Consider the following 21,448-nt stretch of genomic DNA (forward strand, 5'->3'; position numbering starts at 1 on the left):
ATCACGACAAAATATGACAAATGAATGCAGGACCCAGATGTACAAAGGCCACGCATCGTTTGTCGACGCGTGGCCTTTATATTAAAACGAATTCAGGGTTTACCCTAGGCTTGCTGCAAGCTTTTCCGCGGAAACTGTTGCCAGGGCTTCATCTTCGGCTTCCACCATGAGACGCAGCTTGGGCTCGGTGCCCGATGCCCGGATAAGAATCCGGCCCCTGCCGTCCAGGTCGGCTTCAACGGCCTTGCGGGCCGCCGTCAGGCCGGCGTGCGTCTTCCAGTCCTGACCTGGGGTCAGCGGCACGTTGATCATCTTCTGCGGATACATGCGCAGGTCGCGCACCCAGTCGGCCAGCGACGCGGCATTGCGGCGCAGCGCCGTCAGGACCTGCAACGCGGCAACGATGCCATCGCCGGTGGAATGGCAGTCCAGGCACAGCAGATGGCCCGAGCTCTCGCCGCCGTACAGCCAGCCGCGGGACTGCATCTGCTCCAGCACGTAGCGGTCGCCCACGTTAGCGCGGTCGAAGCCCACGCCCAGGCGCTTCATTTCGCGTTCGAAGCCGAAGTTGGTCATGAGCGTGCCCACCACCCCTTCGACCTTGCCACGCTGCATGCGCTCGCGCACGATGGCGTACATGAGTTCGTCGCCGTTGTAGATGCGGCCTTCGCCGTCCACCATCTGCAGGCGGTCGGCATCGCCGTCCAGCGCAATGCCCAGCTGCGCGCCGCGGGCCTTCACTTCCTTGGCCAGCAGTTCGGGATGCAGTGCGCCCACGCCCTTGTTGATATTGAAGCCGTCCGGGTGCACGCCGATCGCGTGGACGTCGGCGCCCAGTTCGCGGAACACGTGCGGGGCGATGTTGTAGGCGGCGCCGTGGGCGGCGTCCACCACGATCTTCATGCCGTTCAGGTCCAGGTCGTTCGGGAACGTGCTCTTGCAGAATTCGATGTAGCGGCCCTGGGCGTCGCCCATGCGGCGCGCCCTGCCCAGCCCTTCCGAGCTGACGCAACCCAGGGGCTCGTCCAGCGCGGCCTCGATGTCGGCCTCGATCTCGTCGGCCAGCTTCATGCCCTGCGCCGAGAAGAACTTGATGCCGTTGTCCTGGTAGGGGTTGTGCGACGCGCTGATCACAATGCCGGCCACCAGGCGCAGTGCGCGGGTCAGGTAGGCCACGGCGGGAGTCGGGATCGGACCGGCCAGCAACACGTCGATGCCGGCGGCGGACAGGCCCGCTTCCAGCGCAGATTCCAGCATATAGCCCGAGATCCGGGTGTCCTTGCCGATAACCACCTGCGGGCGGCTGCCGCCGCGCACGGCGTGCTCGCGCGCCAGCACGCGGCCAGCCGCGTAACCCAGGCGCAGGGCGAACTCGGCATTGATCACCGGACCGCCCACTTCACCGCGGACGCCGTCGGTGCCGAAATATTTGCGTCGAATCATGAACTGATTGCTCCTTGTTCAGCCGCATGCCATACCTTAAGCGCATCCACCGTGGCGGCAACATCGTGCACGCGCACGATGGAGGCGCCACGCGCTACGCAGGCAAGGGCAGCGGCAATGCTGCCGGGCAGCCGGTCGCCCACGGGCCGGCCGGTGGCCTGGCCGATCATGGTTTTGCGCGACAGGCCGATCAGCAATGGATAACCGGTGCTGCGCAGGCTGGACAGCCGGCGCAGCAGTTGAAAGTTCTGGTCGCCAGTCTTGCCAAAGCCAAAGCCTGGGTCAAGCACGATGCGGCGAGGATCTATCCAGGCCGCGCGCAGCTTTTGCGCGCGCGCCCCCAGAAACAGGCCGATTTCACCGATCAGGTCGGTGTACTCGGGCGGGGCGGCCTGCATGGTGCGAGGCTCGCCCTTCATATGCATCACGCACAGGCCGCAGCGCGACTGAGACACCGCCTCGATCGCACCCGGCTGCCTGAAGCCATATATGTCGTTGATCATGTCCGCGCCGGCGTCCAGCGTGGCGCGCATGACTTCCGGCTTGAAGGTGTCGATGGACAGCGGTACGCCGCAGTCCCGCAGCGCTTCCACCACCGGCAGCAGCCGGGCCAGTTCGTCCGCGACGGAGACGGGATCGGCCCCGGGCCGCGTGGATTCGCCGCCCAGGTCCAGGATCTGGGCGCCTTCTTCGATCAATTGACGCGCATGCGCCACCGCGGAATCGGTATCGTCGTGCTGGCCGCCGTCGGAAAAGGAATCCGGCGTGACGTTGACGATGCCCATGACAAGCGGGCGCTCGAGATCCAACTCGAAGCGCCCGCAATGAAAGTTAATTGCCATAAACCAGAACTGGCAACCTCAGACCGCAGCTGCCGTATTGCCGCCTGCAGCCAGGCCAGTGGTCGGCGGCGTGTCGGACGTATCCGACGGGCCTTGCGGCGTCTTGGGGGGACGCGGGGGGCGGCCCTCGATGATGTCGTTGATCTGGTCGGAGTCGATGGTTTCCCATTCGAGCAGCGCGGCAGTCATCACTTCGACCTTGTCGCGGTTGTCTTCCAGGATCTTGCGCGCAACGCCGTACTGCTCGTCGATGATGCGGCGGATCTCGGTGTCCACCTTCTGCATGGTGGCTTCGGACATGTGGGTCGTCTTGGTGACGCTGCGGCCCAGGAAGACTTCGCCTTCGTTTTCGGCGTAGACCATGGGACCCAGTTCGTCGGTCATGCCGTAGCGCGTGACGATGTCGCGGGCGATGGCGGTGGCGCGTTCAAAGTCATTCGACGCGCCAGTCGTCATCTGGTCCATGAACAGCTCTTCGGCGATGCGGCCGCCGAACAGCACGGCGATCGTGGACAGCAGACGGCCCTTGTCCATGCTGTAGCGGTCGGTTTCGGGCAACTGCATCGTCACGCCCAGCGCACGGCCGCGCGGGATGATCGTGACCTTGTGGACCGGGTCGGTCTTGGGCAGCAGGCGCGCAACGATCGCGTGGCCGGATTCATGGTACGCGGTGTTCTTGCGTTCCTCTTCGGGCATGACGATGGAGCGGCGCTCGGCGCCCATGATGATCTTGTCCTTGGCCTTTTCGAAGTCGGACATATCCACCGTGCGGCCATTGCGGCGCGCGGCGAACAGCGCGGCTTCGTTGACCAGGTTGGCCAGGTCGGCGCCCGAGAAGCCGGGGCAGCCGCGCGCCAGGACGGTCGCGTCGACGTTGGGCGACAGCGGAACCTTGCGCATGTGGACCTTCAGGATCTGCTCGCGGCCGCGGATATCGGGCAGCGGCACCACGACCTGGCGGTCGAAGCGGCCCGGACGCAGCAGCGCCGGATCGAGCACGTCGGGACGGTTGGTCGCGGCGATGACGATCACACCCTGGCCGGACTCGAAGCCGTCCATTTCCACCAGCATCTGGTTCAGCGTCTGCTCGCGTTCGTCGTTGCCGCCGCCCAGGCCGGCGCCGCGCTGGCGGCCGACTGCGTCGATTTCGTCGATGAAGATGATGCAGGGAGCGTGCTTCTTGGCGTTTTCGAACATGTCGCGGACGCGGGCAGCGCCCACACCGACGAACATTTCAACGAAGTCCGAACCCGAGATGCTGAAGAAGGGAACCTTGGCTTCGCCGGCGATGGCCTTGGCCAGCAGCGTCTTGCCGGTGCCGGGCGAACCGACCATCAGCACGCCGCGCGGAATGCGGCCGCCCAGCTTCTGGAACTTGCTGGGATCGCGCAGGAAATCGACCAGCTCCTGGACGTCTTCCTTGGCTTCATCGCAGCCCGCGACGTCGGCGAAAGTGATCTGGTTGGTGTTCTCGTCGAGCATCCGGGCGCGGGATTTGCCGAAACTGAAGGCGCCGCCCCTGCCGCCGCCCTGCATCTGGCGCATGAAGAACACCCACACGCCGATCAGCAGCAGCATGGGGAACCACGACACGAAGATGCTCATGAGCAGCGACTGCTCTTCGCGCGGCTTGCCCGAAACCTGCACGCCGTACTTGAGCAGGTCGGAGACCATCCAGAGGTCGCCAGGAGAGGTCAGCGTGTAGGCGCGGCCTGCGTCAGGGGTGACGTACAGCACGTCGCCTTGAACGTCGACCTTGCGGATACGTCCCGCCTTGGCATCGTCCATGAACTGCGTGTAGGTCACGCCGTCCTGGGTCTGAGCACGTCCGTCGAACTGCTTGAAGACGGTGAACAGCACAAGGGCTATCACCATCCAGACAGCGACTTTGGAAAATGAATTATTCAAGGTCGATCTCCTGCTTTCGATTCCGACCGGCGACTGCGCACCCGCGTATGGCACAGTCACAAGTATGTCAATAGCCCATTCTACCCTGTCGGACCGAGTTGCGTCCTGGCAGTCCGGGGGCCCATTTAATTACATTTGATTCTTGAGTTTTCTGGTCGTTGTCTCGGCAGGCCGGTGGTTTTTTTCCGGGCCCAGGGCGACATGCCCTGGACGGGGGGTTACTTCAGATCGCGCGCCACCAGAAAGGTTTCAGAGGATTTATCCCTGGATGCCTTCGGCTTGCGTTCGACCACCCGCTTGAAGCGCCGCTTGAAGGATTCGACGATCTGCGAAAAGCCAGTGCCGTGGAATGCCTTGACGATCAGCGCCCCGTTGGGCTTGAGGTGGGCGCAGGAAAATTCCATTGCCAATTCGCAGACATGCTGGATGCGCGCGGCATCGGCAATACCCACGCCTGACAAGTTGGGGGCCATGTCGGAAATAACAAGGTCCACGGCGCGAGATCCGACCATTTCTTCCAATTGTTTCAAAACTTCATCTTCGCGGAAGTCGCCCTGGATGAATTCGACCCCGGCCACCGGCTCCATGGGGAGCAGGTCCAGCGCAATGATGCGGCCGTCCACGATACCGCCCGGCCCCGCCAGGCGCTCGCGGGCGACCTGCGACCAGCTTCCGGGCGCCGAGCCCAGGTCAATGACCAGGTCGCCCCGGCGCATCAGCTTTTCGGTGTCCAGGATCTCGATCAGCTTGAAAGCGGCGCGGGCGCGATAGCCCTTCTGTTGCGCCAGCTTCACATAGGGATCATTGATGTGCTGGTGAATCCAGTCTTTGGAGAATTTATTCTTGGCCATTACCGTACAATTCCACGCATGCCTATATTAGAACTTACCTCTCGTGAGCGCAGCGACCTTCGGTCCGCCGCTCACCCTCTGCGCCCTGTCGTCCTGATCGGCGACAACGGCCTGACCGAAGCCGTGCTCAAGGAAATCGACCTGGCGCTGTCTTCGCACGGCCTCATCAAGGTGCGCGCCGGCGGCGACGACCGCGAAGCCCGCGACGCAATGCTGTCGACCATCTGCGACACGCTATCCTGCGCTCCCGTGCACCATCTGGGCAAGACCCTGATTCTTTTCCGCCCCCTGGCCGGCAACATCAAGCCCGCCGCCGTGGCCGCCATGGAGCCCGAGCGTCCGGCAAAGCGCCGCGCTTCCGAGCCCTACACGCCCAAGAAGCTGGCCGCCGAAGGCAAATCCGTGGCCAAGCGCCCGCGCCGCAGTGAGGCCGAAGAGCCCAAGCCGGCCAAGAAGCGCTACGTGCCCCAGGACGAGCTCAATAAGAACGGCAAGCCGATGCGTCCCACCAGCAAGCGCGCAGCCTCGGGCGGCCATGGCATTCCCCGCCGCGCCGGCAGCGCCCTCAGCCTGCGGGCCGGGGCTCGCAGCGGCACCAGCCGCAAGGCAACCAAAAGGTAAGACCAGGCACAAAAACGGGCGCTTTACGCGCCCGGTCCACCATAGCGACCCGCAATTTACCGCGGAATTCCGACGAACGCTGGGTTCGGACTACGGTGTTTTGACTTTTTTACTGCTAAAGGCGATTGCGTCAGATGTAACGCACGCCCAGGACTTCATATTCGCGAACGCCAGCCGGGGCCATGACCTCGACGACATCGCCTTCACTTTTGCCGATCAGCGCGCGAGCCACGGGGCTGGACACGGAAATCAGGTTCGACTTGATATCGGCTTCAACGTCGCCGACGATTTGGTAGGTCACGCGATCGCCCGAATCCAGGTCTTCGATGTCGACGGTGGCGCCAAACACGGCGCGCCCTTCGGCCTCGAGGGAGGACGGGTCGATGATGTGGGCATTGGAAAGCGTGCCTTCAAGCTCGGCAATCCGGCCCTCGATAAAGCCCTGGCGCTCGCGAGCAGCATCGTATTCGGCGTTTTCCGACAGATCACCCTGCGCGCGAGCCTCAGCGATGGCGTTAATCACGGCAGGACGTTCCACGGTTTTCAGCCGCTGGAGCTCTTCTTGCAAGCGCTCGGCCCCGCGCACGGTCAAAGGAATGGCAGACATGTCGTTTCCCAAACAAAAGTAGAAAAACGCCCCGAAGGAGCGTTCTCGGTGAAGGTCGCAAGACGGGCGCGCTTGCCGTTCAATGCTTGAATCAGAGGGCAAGCGGCGCGGACGACCAAAACAAAACCCCGGCTCGGGTCGGAACCGGGGCAATCAAAGTCATATTGTGGTCAAAGTCCGCGGGAATTGCAAGCCATCGGAGAAAACGGCCTTTTCGGCGCATTTCGCCGCTGTAACCCGCTAGAAACGGGGATTTCGCCCATTCCGGGATGCGCGTGACGCGCAGCGCATCCCGGAAGGGTCCAGCCGTTATTTCCTGCGGCGCAGCAGGGCGTACAGGATGATGGCGCCGAACGTGGCGGTGCCGATGCCGCCCAGCGTGAAGTTGCCCAGCTTGACGGTGAAGTCGCCGGCGCCCAGCACCAGCGTCACGGCCGCCACGATCAGGTTGCGGTTGTCGCTGAAGTCCACCTGGTTGACCACCCAGATGCGCGCGCCCGCGATGGCGATCAGGCCGAACACCACCACGGACATGCCGCCCAGGACCGGCGCGGGGATGGTCTGGATCAGGGCGCCAAACTTGGGGGAGAAGCCCAGGACAATGGCAATCAGGGCGGCGATGACGAAGACCAGCGTCGAGTAGATGCGGGTGACCGCCATGACGCCGATGTTCTCGGCGTAGGTCGTGACGCCGGTTCCGCCCACGGCGCCCGACACCATGGTCGCGACGCCGTCGCCGACGAAGGCGCGGCCCAGGTAGCGGTCCAGGTCCTGGCCGGTCATGGCGCTGACGGCCTTCACGTGGCCCAGGTTCTCGGCGACCAGGATGATGGCGACCGGCACGATCAGGCCCATGGCCTCCGCCTTGAAGACCGGCGCGGCGAAATGCGGCAGGCCGATCCACGCGGCGGCCGACACCGCAGTGAAGTCGATGGGCTTGCCCAGGCCCAGTCCGTTGGCCAAGACCGCGTACACCACGCAGGCCAGGATCAAGCCGACCAGGATCAGCAGGCGCTGCACCATGCCGCGCGTATAGACGGCGATACCGCCCACGCACACGATGGTGACGATCGCCATCACGCTGTCGAAACCGGACGAACCCATGGCGCCCTTGGCGGCGATGGGCGCGAGGTTCAGCCCGATCACGGCCACCACGGCGCCGGTAACGACCGGCGGCATGAGCGTGTCGATCCAGTTGGCCCCGCCCCCGGCGCGCGCGTTGACGATCCAGACGATCACGCCGATCAGCGTGTAAGCCAGGCCGCAGGCGATGATGGCGCCCAGCGCCACGCCGATATTGGCATTGGGCCCGGCGCCGGCGTAGCCGGTAACCGCGATCACCCCACCGATGAAGGCGAAGCTGGAACCCAGGTAGCTGGGCACCCGGCCGCCGACGAACAGGAAGAAGATCAGGGTGCCGATACCCGACATCAGGATGGCGACGTTCGGGTCAAAGCCCATGAGCAGCGGCGCCAGGACCGTCGAGCCGAACATCGCGACCACGTGCTGGGCGCCCATTGCCACGTTCTTGGGCCAGGACAGCCGTTCATCGGGCGCGATGATGACGCCAGGCTCGGCGTCGTCCGCCAGGCGCCAGCGCGGAAAGTAGGAGTTGGACATGGATTCCCCGGAGGAGATTCGAATAATGGATTCAGACTGCGAGCGGGCGCCAGTGTAAAGGGGGCCATGAACAGGCGGCAATGTTTAAGTTTCGCCCTGCGCTTGCCGTATTAGTGGAAACCCCGAAATCCTCCAGGCAGCAGGAGCAATCATGGCAATCAATTCCATAAGCGGCACCTCCCGCATCGGCAGCCTTGCCGACATGTGGGCCGAAAAGATCCAGGCCAACAAGGAAGCCAAGAACGCCTCGGGCCAGGATGCGGTTTCGGTGACGGCGGAAGGCAAGGTCCGCGTCAACAATCCCGCCGGCATGAAAGTGTCCACCTCGCAGGCCACCGAAGAAACCGACAACGACGACGAATACACCCGCCAGATCAAGGAACTGCAAAAGCAGCTCAAGCGGATCATGGATCAGATCGCCAAGGTCAAGGCGAGCGGCATGTCGGCCGAGATGAAAGCGCAGCAGGTGATGGCGCTGAATGCCCAGGCGGTGCAGATCCAGGGCCAGATCGCGCAGGTCATGGCGCAGCAGGCGCGCGCGGCGCAGGGCGGCGGCGTCTCGGCCACCGCTTGAAGCGCGGGCGCCTCGATTCGAGGCGCCCCGGATGATGGCGCGCATCAAAATTTCTGATTGGACGCCCGCCGGACCCGCCGGTAATGTCTCCTGACAAATCCAAAAACCACGGAGACAAACCATGCATGCAATGCGCACAGCCCTTGCAGGGGCGCTGCTGGCCGTCTGCGCGGCGCCGGCCCTGGCCGGCACCGTCACGGTAATCACATCGTTTCCCAAGGACCTGACCCAGGCCTACAAGACGGCGTTCGAGAAGGCCAACCCCGGCATCACGCTGGAAATCCTGAACAAGAACACCGTATCCGGCATTGCGTTCGTGCGCGAGACCCCCGCGGGCCAGCGGCCGGAGGTGTTCTGGGCCAGCGCGCCGGACGCCTTCGAGGTGCTGGGCCGCGACAAGCTGCTGGCCAAGTCCGCCGATATTGCGAACAAGGACGTGCCGGACAAGATCGGCAGCTACCCCATCAATGATCCCGGCGGCATGTACCTGGGCCAGGCGCTGGCGGGCTACGGCATCATCTACAACACGCGCTACATCGCGGCCCACAAGATCCCCGCGCCTGTCGAATGGAAGGACCTGCTGTCGCCGGCCTGGTTCGGCCACGTCGGCATCACGTCGCCGTCGCGCTCGGGCACGATGCACCTGACCGTGGAAACCATCCTGCAGGGCGAGGGCTGGGATGAAGGCTGGCGCACGTTGCTGCGCATGTCGGGCAACAGCAGCGCCGTCACCGAGCGGTCGTTCGGCGTGCCCGACGGCGTGAACAACGGCCAGTTCGGCGCCGGCCCGGTCATCGACTTCTTCGGGCTGTCCAGCAAGTACTCCAAGTTCCCGGTCGAGTTCGTCTACCCGTCCGAGACCGCCATCGTCCCGGCCAACATCGCGCTGATCGAAGGCGCCAAGAACACCGAGGAAGGCAAGAAGTTCATCGCCTTCACGCTGAGCCAGGCGGGCCAGGAACTGCTGCTGGAGCCGAAGATCTCGCGCCTGCCGGTGCTGCCCTACTCCGCGCTGGCCGGCAAGATCCCGCCGGGCTATCCCGATCCGGCCGAGATCGCCAAGCGCAGCAAGGTCCATTTCGATGCCGACCTGTCCCAGTCGCGCTATTACGTCGTGCAGTCGCTGTACGACCAGACCGTCACGTTCCGGCTGAAGGAGTTGCAGGCGGCCACCAAGGCGATCTACGACGCCGAGGCCAAGCTGGGCGACAAAGCCAAGAGCGGCAAGGCCGCGGAACTGCTGGATCAGGCGCGCAAGCTGACCTGGGCGCCGCTGATCGACAGCAAGAAGGCGGCTGACCCCGCCTTCCTGGCGATCTTCGCCGGCAACAAAAAGGACGCCGCCGTGAACCAGCAAATCACCAAGCTGGAAGGCGAGTGGAACGGCAGCGCCCGCGCCAACTACGAAGAAGCCGTCAAGCTGGCAAGGCAAGCCGCCGCGCTCTGACCTGCCGGCCACGCTGACCGCGGCGCGCGGGCCCTGAAAGCCTGCGCGCCGCGGCCGGCGGCTGTCCCCTGGCAACGATTTCGGGAATCTCGATGAATTATTCGGGCCATTCACGCCTGCCCGCCGGCCCCGTATTGGTGGCGCTGCTGGTTTTCGGCTTTTTGATGCTCTTTTTGGCCGTGCCCGTGGGCACGGTGTTCCACAGCGCGTTTGTGAATGCCGACGGCAGTTTCACGACGGGCCACTTCGGCGCGTTCTTCAACCAGCCGCTGATGCGGGAAGCGTTCTTCAACAGCCTGTACGTGGCGGGCTGGTCGGCGCTGCTGGCGTCGCTGATCGCGGTGCCGCTGGCGTACTTCACGGTGCGCTTCGACTTCCGAGGCGCGCTTCTGATCCAGACCCTGGGCGTGCTGCCACTGATCATGCCGCCCTTCGTGGGCGCGGTGGCCATGCAGCTGATCTTCGGCCGTTCAGGCAGCGTCAACCTGCTGCTCAACGACTGGCTCGGCTTCACGATCCCCTTTATGGAAGGGCTGAACGGCGTGATTTTCGTGGAGGCGATCCACTACTTTCCGTTCATTCTGATGAATCTGGTGGTGGCGCTGCGCAATATCGACGGCGCCATGGAGGAAGCCGCCTTCAACCTGGGCTCGCGCGGATTCCGCCTGTTCCGCCGCGTGATCTTTCCGCTGGCCCTGCCCGGCTATGTGGCCGGCGCCTCGCTGGTGTTCGTGAAGGTGTTCGACGACCTGGGCACGCCGCTGGTGCTGGGCACGACCAACATGCTGGCGCCGCAGGCCTATCTGCGCATCACGCAGGTAGGCCTGGAGGACCCGCTGGGCTATGTCATCAGCGTCATCATGGTCGGGTTCTCGATCCTGGCGCTGTGGCTGTCCGCGCGGGTGCTCAAGGGACGCGACTACTCCACCCTGCAAAAGGGCGGCAACTCGATCCAGAAGCGCAAGCTGGGGCCGCTGGAGAGCGTGCTGGCCTACGGCTGGATCATCCTGGTGCTGCTGCTGGTGCTGTCGCCGCACATCGGCGTGCTGTTGCTGTCGCTGGCCAGCGTCTGGAGCTACGCGCCGCTGCCGGACGGGTACACGCTGGCGCACTATGCGGCCGTGTTCTCCGAGTCGCAGGGCATGATCGCCAACACCCTGCTCTATTGCGGCCTGGCTGCCGGCATCGACGTGATCCTGGGCACCGCCATCGCCTACCTGATGCTGCGCACCCGGTTGCCCGCGCGGCAATGGCTAGACTTCATGGCGTCCGCCGCCCTGGCGATACCGGGCATCGTGCTGGCCATCGGCTTTCTGCGCACGTTCCGCGGCATTGAGCTGCCAGGCACCGGCACCCTGCTGACGTCGTCCTGGATCATCATCATGCTGGCGTATTCGGTGCGCCGCCTGCCCTATGCGTTGCGCTCCTGCGTAGCGGCGCTGCAGCAGATCCACGTCTCGCTCGAGGAAGCGGCGCAGTCGCTCGGCGCCACGCGCCTGAGCACGATACGCCGGGTGGTCGTGCCGCTGATGGCCGGCGGCATGCTGGCGGGCTTCGTGACCAGCTTCGTGACGGCCGCCGTGGAGCTGTCGGCCACCATCATGCTGGTCACCAAGGACAGCCAGGCGCCCATGAGCTACGGCATCTATCTGTATATGCAGAGCGCCGCGGGCCGGGGGCCCGGCGCGGCGCTCGGCGTCCTGGCCGTGGTCGCCGTGGCCATCGGCACGTATGTATCGCACCTGCTTGTGGAGCGCGCGTCAAATCGCCAGCGGCCCGCACGCAATGAAGGGGAATCCGCATGAAGAAAGTCAGCGTCGAATGCCGCAACATCCAGCTGTCCTACGGCAAGACCGAGGTCCTCAAGGACGTCAGCATCAGCATCGAGCCCGGCGAATTCTTCGCCCTGCTCGGACCGTCCGGATCGGGCAAGTCCACCCTGCTGCGGCTGATCGCCGGCTTCAACCGGCATAACGCGGGCCAACTACTGGTGGACGGCAAGGACATCAGCGGCACCCCGCCCTGGAACCGCAACATCGGCATGGTGTTCCAGAACTACGCGCTGTGGCCGCACATGACCGTGTGGGACAACGTGGCCTTCGGGCTGGTCGAGCGCAAGCTGCCGCGGACCGAGATCCGGACCAGGGTGGAAGCCGCGCTGGACCTGGTGGGACTGTCCCAGTACGCCAAGCGGCGTCCCAACCAGCTTTCGGGCGGCCAGCAGCAGCGCGTTGCGCTGGCACGCACCATCGTCATCGAGCCGCAGGTGCTGTTGCTGGACGAACCGCTGTCCAACCTGGACAAGAAGCTGCGCGTGCAGATGCGCCAAGACCTGCTGAGCCTGCAGCGCCGCCTGGGCATCACCACGATTTTCGTCACGCATGACCAGGAAGAGGCCATGACCACGGCCGACCGGATGGCGGTGCTGGACCACGGCGTGGTCCAGCAGATCGGCGCGCCCAGCACGCTGTTCGACTATCCCGTGAACCGCTTCGTCGCCAACTTCGTGGGCACGATGAACGTGCTGGAAGGCAACGTGCGCGAACGCACCAGCAGCAGCGTGGTGCTGGCGGTTGAGGGCGTGGGCGATCTGCATCTGCCGCTGGCGGGCGAGGCCCCCGCCGCCACGCGTCTGGCCGCGAGCTTTCGCCCCCACACCGTGCAGATCGAGATGGCGGACGGCCTGGGCGATGCGCGCTACGTGTGGCTGCCGGGCATCGTGGAAAGCAGCGAATTCCTGGGAGAGTTCACCCGCTACCAGGTGCAGGTGGGGGAACAGCGTCTGACGGCGGACCAGTCGCATCTGGCTGGGTTGTCGCCGTTCCCGGTGGGCGCGCCCGTGTCGGTGGGACTGGAACCCACGCAGGTGCGGCTGCTGGCGGCCTGACCTACACTGGCGGCCATGGAAATCTACCAGATCCGCGCTTTCGTCACGGTTGCCCGGCTGGGCAATCTGACGAAGGCGGCCGAAGCGCTGTCGCTGACCCAGCCTGCCGTGACGGCGCAGATCAAGGCGCTGGAGCAAAGCCTGGGCGTGGCGCTGTTCGATCGCAGTGGCGGCCGCCTGGCCCTGGCCAAGGCGGGCGAAGTGCTGCTGCCCACGGCGGAGTCGCTGCTGGTGCTGGGCGCGCAGTTCAAGTCGGAAGCGCAGCAGCTTCAGGGCAGCCTGCACGGCGTGGTGGAGCTGGGCGTGCCCAGCGAGAAACCCGATTTCCTCAGGCTGGGGGAACTGGCGTCCGCCGTCACCCAGCGCCTGCCCCTGGTGGAGCTCAAGACCCAGACCCAGCCCGCCGCGGCGCTGGCCGAGCAGGTCAGCACGGGCCGCCTGCCGGCCGCGCTGACCATCGCCGCCAACGCGCCGCGCGGTGTGCTGTGGCTGCCGCTGCGCAGCGTGCGCTACCGCATCGCCATGCCCGGCGAACACGCGGCGGTGCTCAAGCGCGGCGGCTGGCGCGAAGTGGCGCAACTGCCATGGCTGGACGGCCCGTCCGGCAGCCATACGCATCTGCTCTTGCGCGACATGTTCGAACGGCACGGGCTTTCCCCGCGTGTGGTGATGCAGAATGACGACCAGGCCAATCTGGAAGCGCTGGTCCGCGCCGGGGCCGGCTGCGCCCTGCTTCGGGAGGAAACCGCCCTGGCGGGCGCGGCGTCCAATGACTTCATCGTCTGGGGCCAGGCGCGGGTCGACGCCATGCTGGGGTTCATCCTGCCGTACGAACGCGCTAGCGAGCCCGCGCTGGTCGCGTTAAGCTCGATCATTCAAGCTATCTGGAAGCCGCGCACGACCATCGCGCCGGCCCAGGCCTAAGCCTCAATCCCCGCTTTAAAACCGTAATGACTGAAATCTGGTTCATCCGCCACGGCGAAACCGACTGGAACCGCCAGCGGCGCCTGCAAGGCTGGCAAGACATCCCCCTGAACGAGTTCGGCGTCAACCAGGCCAGCCTGCTGGCCGCCCGCATGCGCGAAGAGGCCCGGCATACGCCCATCCACGCCATCTACAGCAGCGACCTGCAACGTGCGCACGCCACCGCCGTGCCGGTGTCCGAGCAACTGGGCCTGCGCGTGCGCGTAGAACCCGGCATCCGCGAGCGCGGCTTCGGCGTGCTGGAAGGCCTGGACCACGACCGCATCGACGTGCAGGCGCCCGAGGCCGCGGCCGCCTGGAAGAGCCGCGATCCGCTGCGGCCGCTGGACGGCGGCGAAGCCCTGGGCCAGTTCCAGTCCCGCGTCATCTCGACGGTGGACGACATCGCCAGCCGCCATGAAGGCGAGCGCATCCTGATGTTCACGCACGGCGGCGTGCTGGACATCATCTGGCGCCATGCATCGGGCGTCCCGCTGAACGCGCCGCGCGACGCGGCGCTGCTCAATGTCAGCATCAACCGCGTCGGTGTGCAGGGGCGCAAATGGGTAGTGCTGGATTGGGGCGACGTGGGCCATGTGACCGCGGAGGTCGGGGACGACGTCGTGCCTTGAAAAGATGTGGCGCCGCGTCTCAGACCGCCTTGCGCGGTTTGCGCGGGGCGTTGCGAGCCAGCCTGTCGTAGACCGCATTGGGCAGCAGCCGCATCAGCTTGGCCACCACGCCCATCTGCCACGGGATCACCGTGTAGCTCGCGCCCCGGCTGATCGCCGCCTGCGCGCGCTTGGCGAATGCGTCCGCTTCCATCAGGAACGGCATCGAATACGGGTTATGGGCCGTCATGGCGGTCTTGATGTAGCCGGGCGCAATCGTCACGACCTGGATGCCTTGCGCGGCCAGTTCCAGCCGCAGGCTCTCGCAGTAGGTCACCACCGCCGACTTGGACGCGCTGTAGGCACCCGCCCCCGGCAATCCCCGCACGCCGGCCACGCTGGCGATGCCCACCAGACGCCCCGAACCTGCGGCGCGCATGGAAGCGATGAACGGCTCGAACGTGGCGACCGTGGCCAGCAGATTGGTGTCGACGATGGCCTTGAAGACGTCGTAGTCCTCGCCATGGTCGGTCAGTGTGCCCGCGCTGATGCCGGCACTGGCGACGACCACATCCACGCGCCCCTGGCAGAACGCGATGAAGTCCTGCGCCGCCGCATGCAGCGCCGGGCGGTCCCGCACATCCACGGCGTAACAGCGGTGCGCGCCTGGCAGGCTGCCGGCCAATTCGCGCAGCGCGTCCTCGCGGCGGCCCAGCAGGCCCAGCGTGGCGCCCCGCGCCGCGTACTGCTGCGCCAGGGCGCGGCCCAGGCCGCTGCTGGCGCCGGTGATGAAGACTCTGTCCATGTGTGCTGACCCGCCTGTTGTCGCGTTGCAAAAAATTAGGGCACGCTTTCGCGTGCCCTAATTGTGTACTGCCGGCTTACTTCTGCAGGGAGGCGTGAAGCTCTTGCAGCGGGTAGACCTGCAGGCCCAGCCCCTGGCGCAGATACTGCATGCCTTCAACCGCGGCGCGGGCGCCGGCGATGGTCGTGAAGAAGGTCACGCGGGCGGCCAGCGCCTGGGTGCGGATGGTGCGCGAGTCGGCGATGGCGTTGCGGCGCTCTTCGACGGTGTTGATGACCAGCGAGATCTCGCCGTTCTTGACCATGTCGACGATGTGCGGGCGGCCTTCGTTGACCTTGTTCACCACTTGCACCGGAATGCCGGCGGCTTCGATCTCGGCAGCCGTGCCGCGCGTGGCGACCAGCTTGAAGCCCAACGTGTGCAGGCCGCGCGCCACTTCGACGGCGCGGGGCTTGTCCTGGTTCTTCACGCTGATGAACACCGTGCCGGATTCCGGCAGGCGCACGCTGGCGGCGAGCTGCGACTTGACGAAGGCTTCACCGAAGCTCATGCCCACGCCCATCACTTCGCCGGTCGACTTCATTTCCGGACCCAGGATGGTGTCCACGCCCGGGAACTTCACGAACGGGAACACGGCTTCCTTGACCGAGAAGTAAGGCGGCACGACTTCCTTCGTGATGCCTTGCGCGGCCAGGGTCTGGCCGGCCATGGCGCGCGCGGCGATCTTGGCCAGTTGCAGGCCGGTGGCCTTGGACACGTAGGGCACCGTGCGCGATGCGCGCGGGTTCACTTCCAGCACGTAGACGTCGCCGCCCTGGATGGCGAACTGCACGTTCATCAGGCCGCTGACGTTCAGGGCCTTGGCCATCATCGTGGTCTGGCGCTTGATCTCGGCGATGACTTCCGCCGACAGCGAGTACGGCGGCAGGCTGCAAGCCGAGTCGCCCGAGTGCACGCCGGCCTGCTCGATGTGTTCCATGACACCGCCGATGAAGACGGTTTCGCCGTCGGCCAGGCAGTCCACGTCGACTTCGGTGGCGTTGTTCAGGAAGCGGTCCAGCAGCACGGGCGAGTCATTGCTGACCTTCACGGCCTCGCGCATGTAGCGCTCGAGGTCTTGCTGCTCGTGCACGATTTCCATGGCGCGGCCGCCCAGCACGTAGCTGGGGCGCACGACCAGCGGATAGCCGATCTCGGCGGCGTGGGCCAGGGCCTCGCCTTCGGTGCGCGCGGTGCGGTTGGGCGGCTGGCGCAGGCCGAGCTTGTTGAGCAGCTTCTGGAAGCGCTCGCGGTCTTCGGCGACGTCGATGGATTCGGGGCTGGTGCCGATGATGGGCACGCCGTTTGCCTCCAGGGCGCGCGCCAGCTTCAGTGGCGTCTGGCCGCCGTACTGGACGATCATGCCGACCGGATTTTCCTTGTGCACGATTTCCAGCACGTCTTCGAGCGTCAGCGGCTCGAAGTACAGGCGGTCGGACGTGTCGTAGTCGGTGGACACGGTTTCCGGGTTGCAGTTGACCATGATGGTCTCGTACCCGTCATCGCGCAGCGCCAGCGCGGCATGCACGCAGCAGTAGTCGAATTCAATGCCCTGGCCGATGCGGTTCGGACCGCCGCCCAGCACCACGATCTTCTTGCGGTCGGTGGGCGCGGCTTCGCACTCTTCCTCGTACGTGGAGTACATGTAGGCGGTGCGGGTGGCGAATTCGGCGGCGCAGGTGTCGACGCGCTTGTAGACCGGACGCACGTTCAGCTGGTGACGCAGCTTGCGCACTTCGGATTCCGAGGAATCCAGCAGGAAGGCCAGGCGGCGGTCGGAGAAACCGCGGCGCTTGAGTTCCCACAGCGTGGCGTAGTCCAGGTCGGCCAGCGTCTTTTGTTCCAGCGCGAGTTCGATGTCGACGATTTCCTTGATCTGCGACAGGAACCACGGGTCGATGTGCGTAATGTTGTGCACTTCGTCCAGCGAGAAGCCTTGCGCGAAGGCGTCGCCCACGTACCAGATGCGTTCCGGGCCGGGCTCGCCCAGCTCGACCTGCAGCTTTTCGCGGTCGGTGGTCTTCTGGTTCAGGCCGTCGACGCCGACTTCCAGGCCGCGCAGCGCCTTCTGGAAGGATTCCTGGAAGGTGCGGCCGATGGCCATGACTTCACCGACGGACTTCATCTGGGTGGTCAGGCGCGCGTCGGCGGTGGGGAATTTTTCGAATGCGAAACGCGGCACCTTGGTGACGACGTAGTCGATCGAGGGTTCGAACGAGGCGGGCGTAGCGCCGCCGGTGATTTCGTTCTTGAGCTCGTCCAGCGTGTAGCCCACGGCCAGGCGCGCGGCGACCTTGGCGATGGGGAAGCCGGTGGCCTTGGACGCCAGCGCCGACGAACGCGACACGCGCGGGTTCATCTCGATGACGATCATGCGGCCGTTCTTGGGATTGACGGCGAACTGCACGTTCGAGCCGCCCGTATCCACGCCGATTTCGCGCAACACCGCGATCGACGCATTACGCATGATCTGGTATTCCTTGTCGGTCAGCGTTTGCGCCGGCGCCACGGTGATGGAGTCGCCCGTGTGCACGCCCATCGGGTCCAGGTTTTCGATGGAGCACACGATGATGCAGTTGTCCGCCTTGTCGCGGACCACTTCCATTTCGAATTCCTTCCAGCCCAGCAGCGACTCTTCGATCAGGAGTTCGCTGGTGGGCGAGGCTTCCAGGCCGCGGCGGCAGATGGTTTCGAATTCTTCGGCGTTGTAGGCGATGCCGCCGCCCGAACCGCCCATGGTGAAGCTGGGGCGGATCACGGCGGGGAAGCCCGAGGTGCCGACTTCAGCCGCGATGCGGCGCTGCACTTCCCAGGCTTCGTCCATGCTGTGGGCGACGCCCGACTTGGCCGATTCCAGGCCGATGTCGGTCATGGCCTGCTTGAACTTCTGACGGTCTTCGGCCTTTTCGATGGCGTGCTCGTTGGCGCCGATCAGTTCAACGTTGTGCTTCTTGAGCACGCCGTGATGGGCCAGGTCCAGTGCGCAATTCAGCGCGGTCTGGCCGCCCATGGTGGGCAGCAGCGCATCGGGCTTTTCGCGTTCGATGATCTTTTCGACGGCTTGCCAGGTGATGGGCTCGATGTAGGTGACGTCGGCCGTTTCCGGGTCCGTCATGATCGTGGCCGGGTTGCTGTTCACCAGGATGGTGCGATAGCCCTCGGCCTTGAGCGCCTTGCACGCCTGCGCGCCGGAATAGTCGAATTCGCAGGCCTGCCCGATGATGATGGGGCCGGCGCCGATGATGAGAATGCTTTTTAGGTCTGTACGCTTGGGCATGATGCAATCTTTACTTTTGGCCGGACATCAGGCTGATGAACTTGTCGAACAGCTCCAGGATGTCGTGCGGACCCGGGCTGGCTTCAGGGTGGCCCTGGAAGCAGAAGGCCGGGCGGTCGGTGAGCTCGAAGCCCTGCAGCGTGCCGTCGAACAGCGAGACGTGCGTCACGCGCGTGTTGGCAGGCAGGCTGGCGGCGTCGACCGCGAATCCGTGGTTCTGGCTGGTGATGAACACGCGCTTGGACTGGAGGTCCTGCACGGGATGGTTGGCGCCGTGATGGCCCGTCTTCATCTTGACGGTCTTGCCGCCCACCGCCAGGCCCATGATCTGGTGGCCCAGGCAGATGCCGAACACCGGCAGCTTCTTGTCCAGCAAGGCGCGCGTGGCCTCGATGGCGTAGTCGCAGGGCTCGGGGTCGCCGGGGCCGTTGGACAGGAACACGCCGTCGGGATTGAGCTTGAAGACGTCTTCGGCGGTGGTCTGGGCCGGCACCAGCGTGATGCGGCAGCCGCGGTCGGCCAGGAGGCGCAGGATGTTGCTCTTCACGCCGTAGTCGTAGGCGACCACGTGGAATTTGGACTGCTCGGGCGACGTAAAGCCTTCGCCGAGCTGCCAGGTGCCTTCGGTCCAGCCGGTGCTTTCCTTGATGGACACGACCTTGGCCAGATCCTGGCCGGCCATGCCGGGAAAGCCGCGGGCCAGTTCAACGGCGCGCTCGGCGTCGGAACCCACGAAGATGCATGCGCCCTGGGCGCCCTTTTCGCGCAGGATGCGCGTGAGCTTGCGGGTGTCGATGCCGGAAATGGCGACGATGCCCTGCTCGGACAGGTACTCGGGCAGGGATTGCGTGGAACGGAAGTTCGACACGCGGGCGGGACAGTCGCGGACCACCAGGCCGGCGGCATAGACGCGATTGGCTTCCACGTCTTCGGCGTTGACGCCGGTGTTGCCAATGTGCGGATAGGTCAGCGTGACGATCTGACCGCTATAGCTGGGATCGGTGAGAATTTCCTGGTACCCGGTCATCGCGGTGTTGAACACCACTTCGGCAACGGTATGGCCAGGCGCACCGATCGACACGCCTCGAAAAATGGTACCGTCCGCCAGAGCCAGAATTGCAGGAGGGAAGCGGTTGATCCCCTCGGGAAAGAGTTGCGGCAGCACAGTAAACCCCGGTTTTAGAATCGATAATCAAACCTTCGGATTATACCTTGACCGGCCGTATTTCCCGGCGAACCGCGCCAAATAAGGCCGAAACCGGTGTTTTCGCCGGTCGCGCCGCGTCATTGCCGGGTCGTTGCGCCGACCCCGGCTCGGTCTTGCGGCGGACGGCGGCGCGGCGGCGTCGGTGATACGCTAGGGGCACCTTCAACCCTAGCAAGCTGCGAGCCGTATACGTCCATGTCCAGCCAACTTGACGCCCTGCGTGACCACACCACCGTCGTCGCCGACACCGGCGATTTCGAAGCAATGAAGGCGTTGCGTCCCACGGACGCCACCACTAACCCGTCCCTTATTCTTAAGGCCGTGCAGCAGGACGCCTACCGCCCGCTGCTGGAAAAGACCGCCCGCGAGCACCGCGGCGCGTCCACCCCCGAGCTCATGGACCGCCTGCTGGTCGCCTTCGGCCGCGCCATCCTGGACATCGTGCCTGGCCGCGTGTCCACCGAGGTGGACGCCCGCCTGTCGTTCGACACCCGCGCGACCATCGAGCGCGCCCGCGGCCTGATCGCCCTGTACGAGGCCGCCGGCATCCCGCGCGAGCGCGTGCTGATCAAGATCGCGTCCACCTGGGAAGGCATCCAGGCCGCCCGCGCCCTGCAGTCCGAAGGCATCCGCTGCAACCTGACCCTGCTGTTCTCGCTGCCGCAGGCCGTGGCCTGCGCCGACGCGCATGTGCAGCTGATCTCGCCCTTTGTCGGCCGCATCTACGACTGGTACAAGAAATCGGCCGGCGCCTCGTGGGTAGAGGCGGACAATGCGGGCGCCCGCGACCCCGGCGTGCAGTCCGTGACCGGCATCTACCGCTATTACAAGCACTTCGGGATTTCCACCGAGATCATGGGCGCCAGCTTCCGCAATGTCGGCCAGATACTGGCCCTGTCCGGCTGCGATCTGCTGACGATCAGCCCGGACCTGCTGAACAAGCTGGCCGCCACCGAGGGCGACGCGCCGGCCCAGTTGCGCGCCACCGATACCGGGGGCGACATCGCGCGTATCGGCGCCGGCGAGGTCACGTTCCGCACCCTGCTGAACGAGGACGCGATGGCCACCGAAAAACTGTCGGAAGGCATCCGCCTGTTCGTGGCCGACGCCATCAAGCTGGACGCCCTGATCGACGCCCAGCGCGGCTAAGTCCGTACCGCCGGCATGCGCGCGCCCGGCGCGCATGCCGCGGTTACCGGTGATCGTGGGAGTGCACCTGCAGGGCTTCCAGGAACCGCGACACCATGTTGTAGGCCGCGACCGTCGCGGTCAGTTCCACCAGCAGCTTTTCCGATCCCATCGCCGTCCTGGCCGCCTGAAACACCGCCTCGGGCACCTGGACGTGACGCGTCATGGCGTCCGTATAGGCCAGCACCGCCTTTTCACGCTCGCTGAACAGGGCCGAATTTTCCCAGGCGTCCAGCGCATCCAGCTGCGCCTGCGACACGCCCTCTTTCAATGCGATCGGGGCGTGCTGGTCGGCTTCATAGGGCGCGCCGTTGATCGCGGCCACGCGCATGATCACCAGTTCCCGCAGGTCGCCCGGCAGGGTGCTCAGCTGGCGGATGGATGTCAGGTAATTGAGCCAGCCCCCCGCCACGGCGGGGCTGTGGAGCAGCATCTGGTACAGGTGCAGCACGCTGCCGCGTTCGGCGACGATGCGGTCGACCAGGGGGCGTGCTTCGGGATGAGTCAGATCAGCGTAGGGCAACCGGGCCATGGGAACTCCAGAAGGGTGGATGGGGC

At 65.3% G+C, this 21,448-nt stretch carries 18 protein-coding genes; 8 read left to right on the top strand and 10 right to left on the bottom strand.

Annotated elements, in window-relative coordinates:
* Positions 1-99: 99 nt before the first annotated feature.
* The 4 genes from glmM to KYC_RS01340 all read right to left on the bottom strand — a co-directional run bounded on the left by glmM (position 100) and on the right by KYC_RS01340 (position 5,044).
* The gene (gene glmM, locus KYC_RS01325; RefSeq protein WP_008158047.1) at positions 100-1,443 is read right to left on the bottom strand and encodes a phosphoglucosamine mutase; all 1,344 of its coding nucleotides are present in this window, start codon (positions 1,441-1,443) and stop codon (positions 100-102) included.
* Entirely contained in the window at positions 1,440-2,285 is an 846-nt protein-coding gene (gene folP / locus KYC_RS01330) for a dihydropteroate synthase (protein ID WP_008158049.1), read from the bottom strand. Before folP ends, glmM begins: the two co-directional genes overlap by 4 nt.
* 18 nt (positions 2,286-2,303) lie before the next feature.
* Positions 2,304-4,193: an ATP-dependent zinc metalloprotease FtsH gene (gene ftsH, locus KYC_RS01335; protein WP_008158051.1), complete on the bottom strand. Its 1,890-nt coding sequence runs from the start codon at positions 4,191-4,193 to the stop codon at positions 2,304-2,306.
* A gap of 218 nt (positions 4,194-4,411) precedes the next feature.
* A complete protein-coding gene (locus tag KYC_RS01340) occupies positions 4,412-5,044 on the bottom strand; it encodes an RlmE family RNA methyltransferase (protein ID WP_008158052.1) in 633 nt (210 codons plus the stop codon).
* Between the two features lie 18 nt (positions 5,045-5,062).
* Here KYC_RS01340 and KYC_RS01345 point away from each other — a divergent pair, with 18 nt between their 5' ends.
* Positions 5,063-5,665: a YhbY family RNA-binding protein gene (locus KYC_RS01345; RefSeq protein WP_043517241.1), complete on the top strand. Its 603-nt coding sequence runs from the start codon at positions 5,063-5,065 to the stop codon at positions 5,663-5,665.
* 130 nt (positions 5,666-5,795) lie between these two features.
* On the opposite strand, the gene greA is transcribed toward KYC_RS01345, so the two are convergent.
* A complete protein-coding gene (gene greA / locus KYC_RS01350) occupies positions 5,796-6,272 on the bottom strand; it encodes a transcription elongation factor GreA (RefSeq protein ID WP_008158056.1) in 477 nt (158 codons plus the stop codon).
* Positions 6,273-6,581: 309 nt separating this feature from the next.
* Positions 6,582-7,892 carry a solute carrier family 23 protein gene (locus KYC_RS01355; RefSeq protein WP_008158058.1) on the bottom strand — a complete coding sequence of 437 codons (1,311 nt, stop codon included), beginning with the start codon at positions 7,890-7,892 and terminating at the stop codon, positions 6,582-6,584.
* A 151-nt stretch (positions 7,893-8,043) separates the two neighbouring features.
* Here KYC_RS01355 and KYC_RS01360 point away from each other — a divergent pair, with 151 nt between their 5' ends.
* The 6 genes from KYC_RS01360 to KYC_RS01385 all read left to right on the top strand — a co-directional run bounded on the left by KYC_RS01360 (position 8,044) and on the right by KYC_RS01385 (position 14,395).
* The gene (locus KYC_RS01360; protein WP_008158060.1) at positions 8,044-8,466 is read left to right on the top strand and encodes a FlxA-like family protein; all 423 of its coding nucleotides are present in this window, start codon (positions 8,044-8,046) and stop codon (positions 8,464-8,466) included.
* A gap of 121 nt (positions 8,467-8,587) precedes the next feature.
* Complete coding sequence (locus tag KYC_RS01365; protein WP_008158062.1) at positions 8,588-9,913, top strand: ABC transporter substrate-binding protein; 1,326 nt, start codon at positions 8,588-8,590, stop codon at positions 9,911-9,913.
* Between the two features lie 92 nt (positions 9,914-10,005).
* On the top strand, positions 10,006-11,718 hold the full coding sequence (locus KYC_RS01370) for an ABC transporter permease (protein ID WP_008158063.1): 1,713 nt from the start codon (positions 10,006-10,008) through the stop codon (positions 11,716-11,718).
* Entirely contained in the window at positions 11,715-12,800 is a 1,086-nt protein-coding gene (locus tag KYC_RS01375; RefSeq protein ID WP_008158065.1) for an ABC transporter ATP-binding protein, read from the top strand. The genes KYC_RS01370 and KYC_RS01375 overlap by 4 nt, the downstream gene beginning before the upstream one ends.
* Before the next feature lie 15 nt (positions 12,801-12,815).
* Entirely contained in the window at positions 12,816-13,724 is a 909-nt protein-coding gene (locus tag KYC_RS01380; RefSeq protein ID WP_008158067.1) for a LysR family transcriptional regulator, read from the top strand.
* A gap of 26 nt (positions 13,725-13,750) precedes the next feature.
* Positions 13,751-14,395 (top strand): histidine phosphatase family protein, encoded by a 645-nt coding sequence (locus tag KYC_RS01385; RefSeq protein ID WP_008158069.1) that lies wholly within the window; start codon positions 13,751-13,753, stop codon positions 14,393-14,395.
* Between the two features lie 19 nt (positions 14,396-14,414).
* On the opposite strand, the gene KYC_RS01390 is transcribed toward KYC_RS01385, so the two are convergent.
* From KYC_RS01390 to carA, 3 genes are all read right to left on the bottom strand, one after another.
* Positions 14,415-15,179, bottom strand: coding sequence for an SDR family oxidoreductase (locus KYC_RS01390; protein WP_008158072.1), 765 nt, complete (start codon positions 15,177-15,179; stop codon positions 14,415-14,417).
* Between the two features lie 76 nt (positions 15,180-15,255).
* On the bottom strand, positions 15,256-18,495 hold the full coding sequence (carB, locus tag KYC_RS01395) for a carbamoyl-phosphate synthase large subunit (RefSeq protein WP_008158074.1): 3,240 nt from the start codon (positions 18,493-18,495) through the stop codon (positions 15,256-15,258).
* Between the two features lie 10 nt (positions 18,496-18,505).
* Positions 18,506-19,660: a glutamine-hydrolyzing carbamoyl-phosphate synthase small subunit gene (carA, locus tag KYC_RS01400; protein ID WP_008158076.1), complete on the bottom strand. Its 1,155-nt coding sequence runs from the start codon at positions 19,658-19,660 to the stop codon at positions 18,506-18,508.
* Positions 19,661-19,897: 237 nt separating this feature from the next.
* Here carA and tal point away from each other — a divergent pair, with 237 nt between their 5' ends.
* Positions 19,898-20,851 carry a transaldolase gene (gene tal, locus KYC_RS01405; RefSeq protein WP_008158079.1) on the top strand — a complete coding sequence of 318 codons (954 nt, stop codon included), beginning with the start codon at positions 19,898-19,900 and terminating at the stop codon, positions 20,849-20,851.
* Positions 20,852-20,894: 43 nt separating this feature from the next.
* On the opposite strand, the gene KYC_RS01410 is transcribed toward tal, so the two are convergent.
* Positions 20,895-21,422 carry a carboxymuconolactone decarboxylase family protein gene (locus KYC_RS01410; protein ID WP_008158080.1) on the bottom strand — a complete coding sequence of 176 codons (528 nt, stop codon included), beginning with the start codon at positions 21,420-21,422 and terminating at the stop codon, positions 20,895-20,897.
* Between the last annotated feature and the right edge of the window lie 26 nt (positions 21,423-21,448).

Origin of the sequence: Achromobacter arsenitoxydans SY8 (assembly GCF_000236785.1) — a bacterium.
GTDB lineage: Bacteria > Pseudomonadota > Gammaproteobacteria > Burkholderiales > Burkholderiaceae_B > Achromobacter > Achromobacter arsenitoxydans.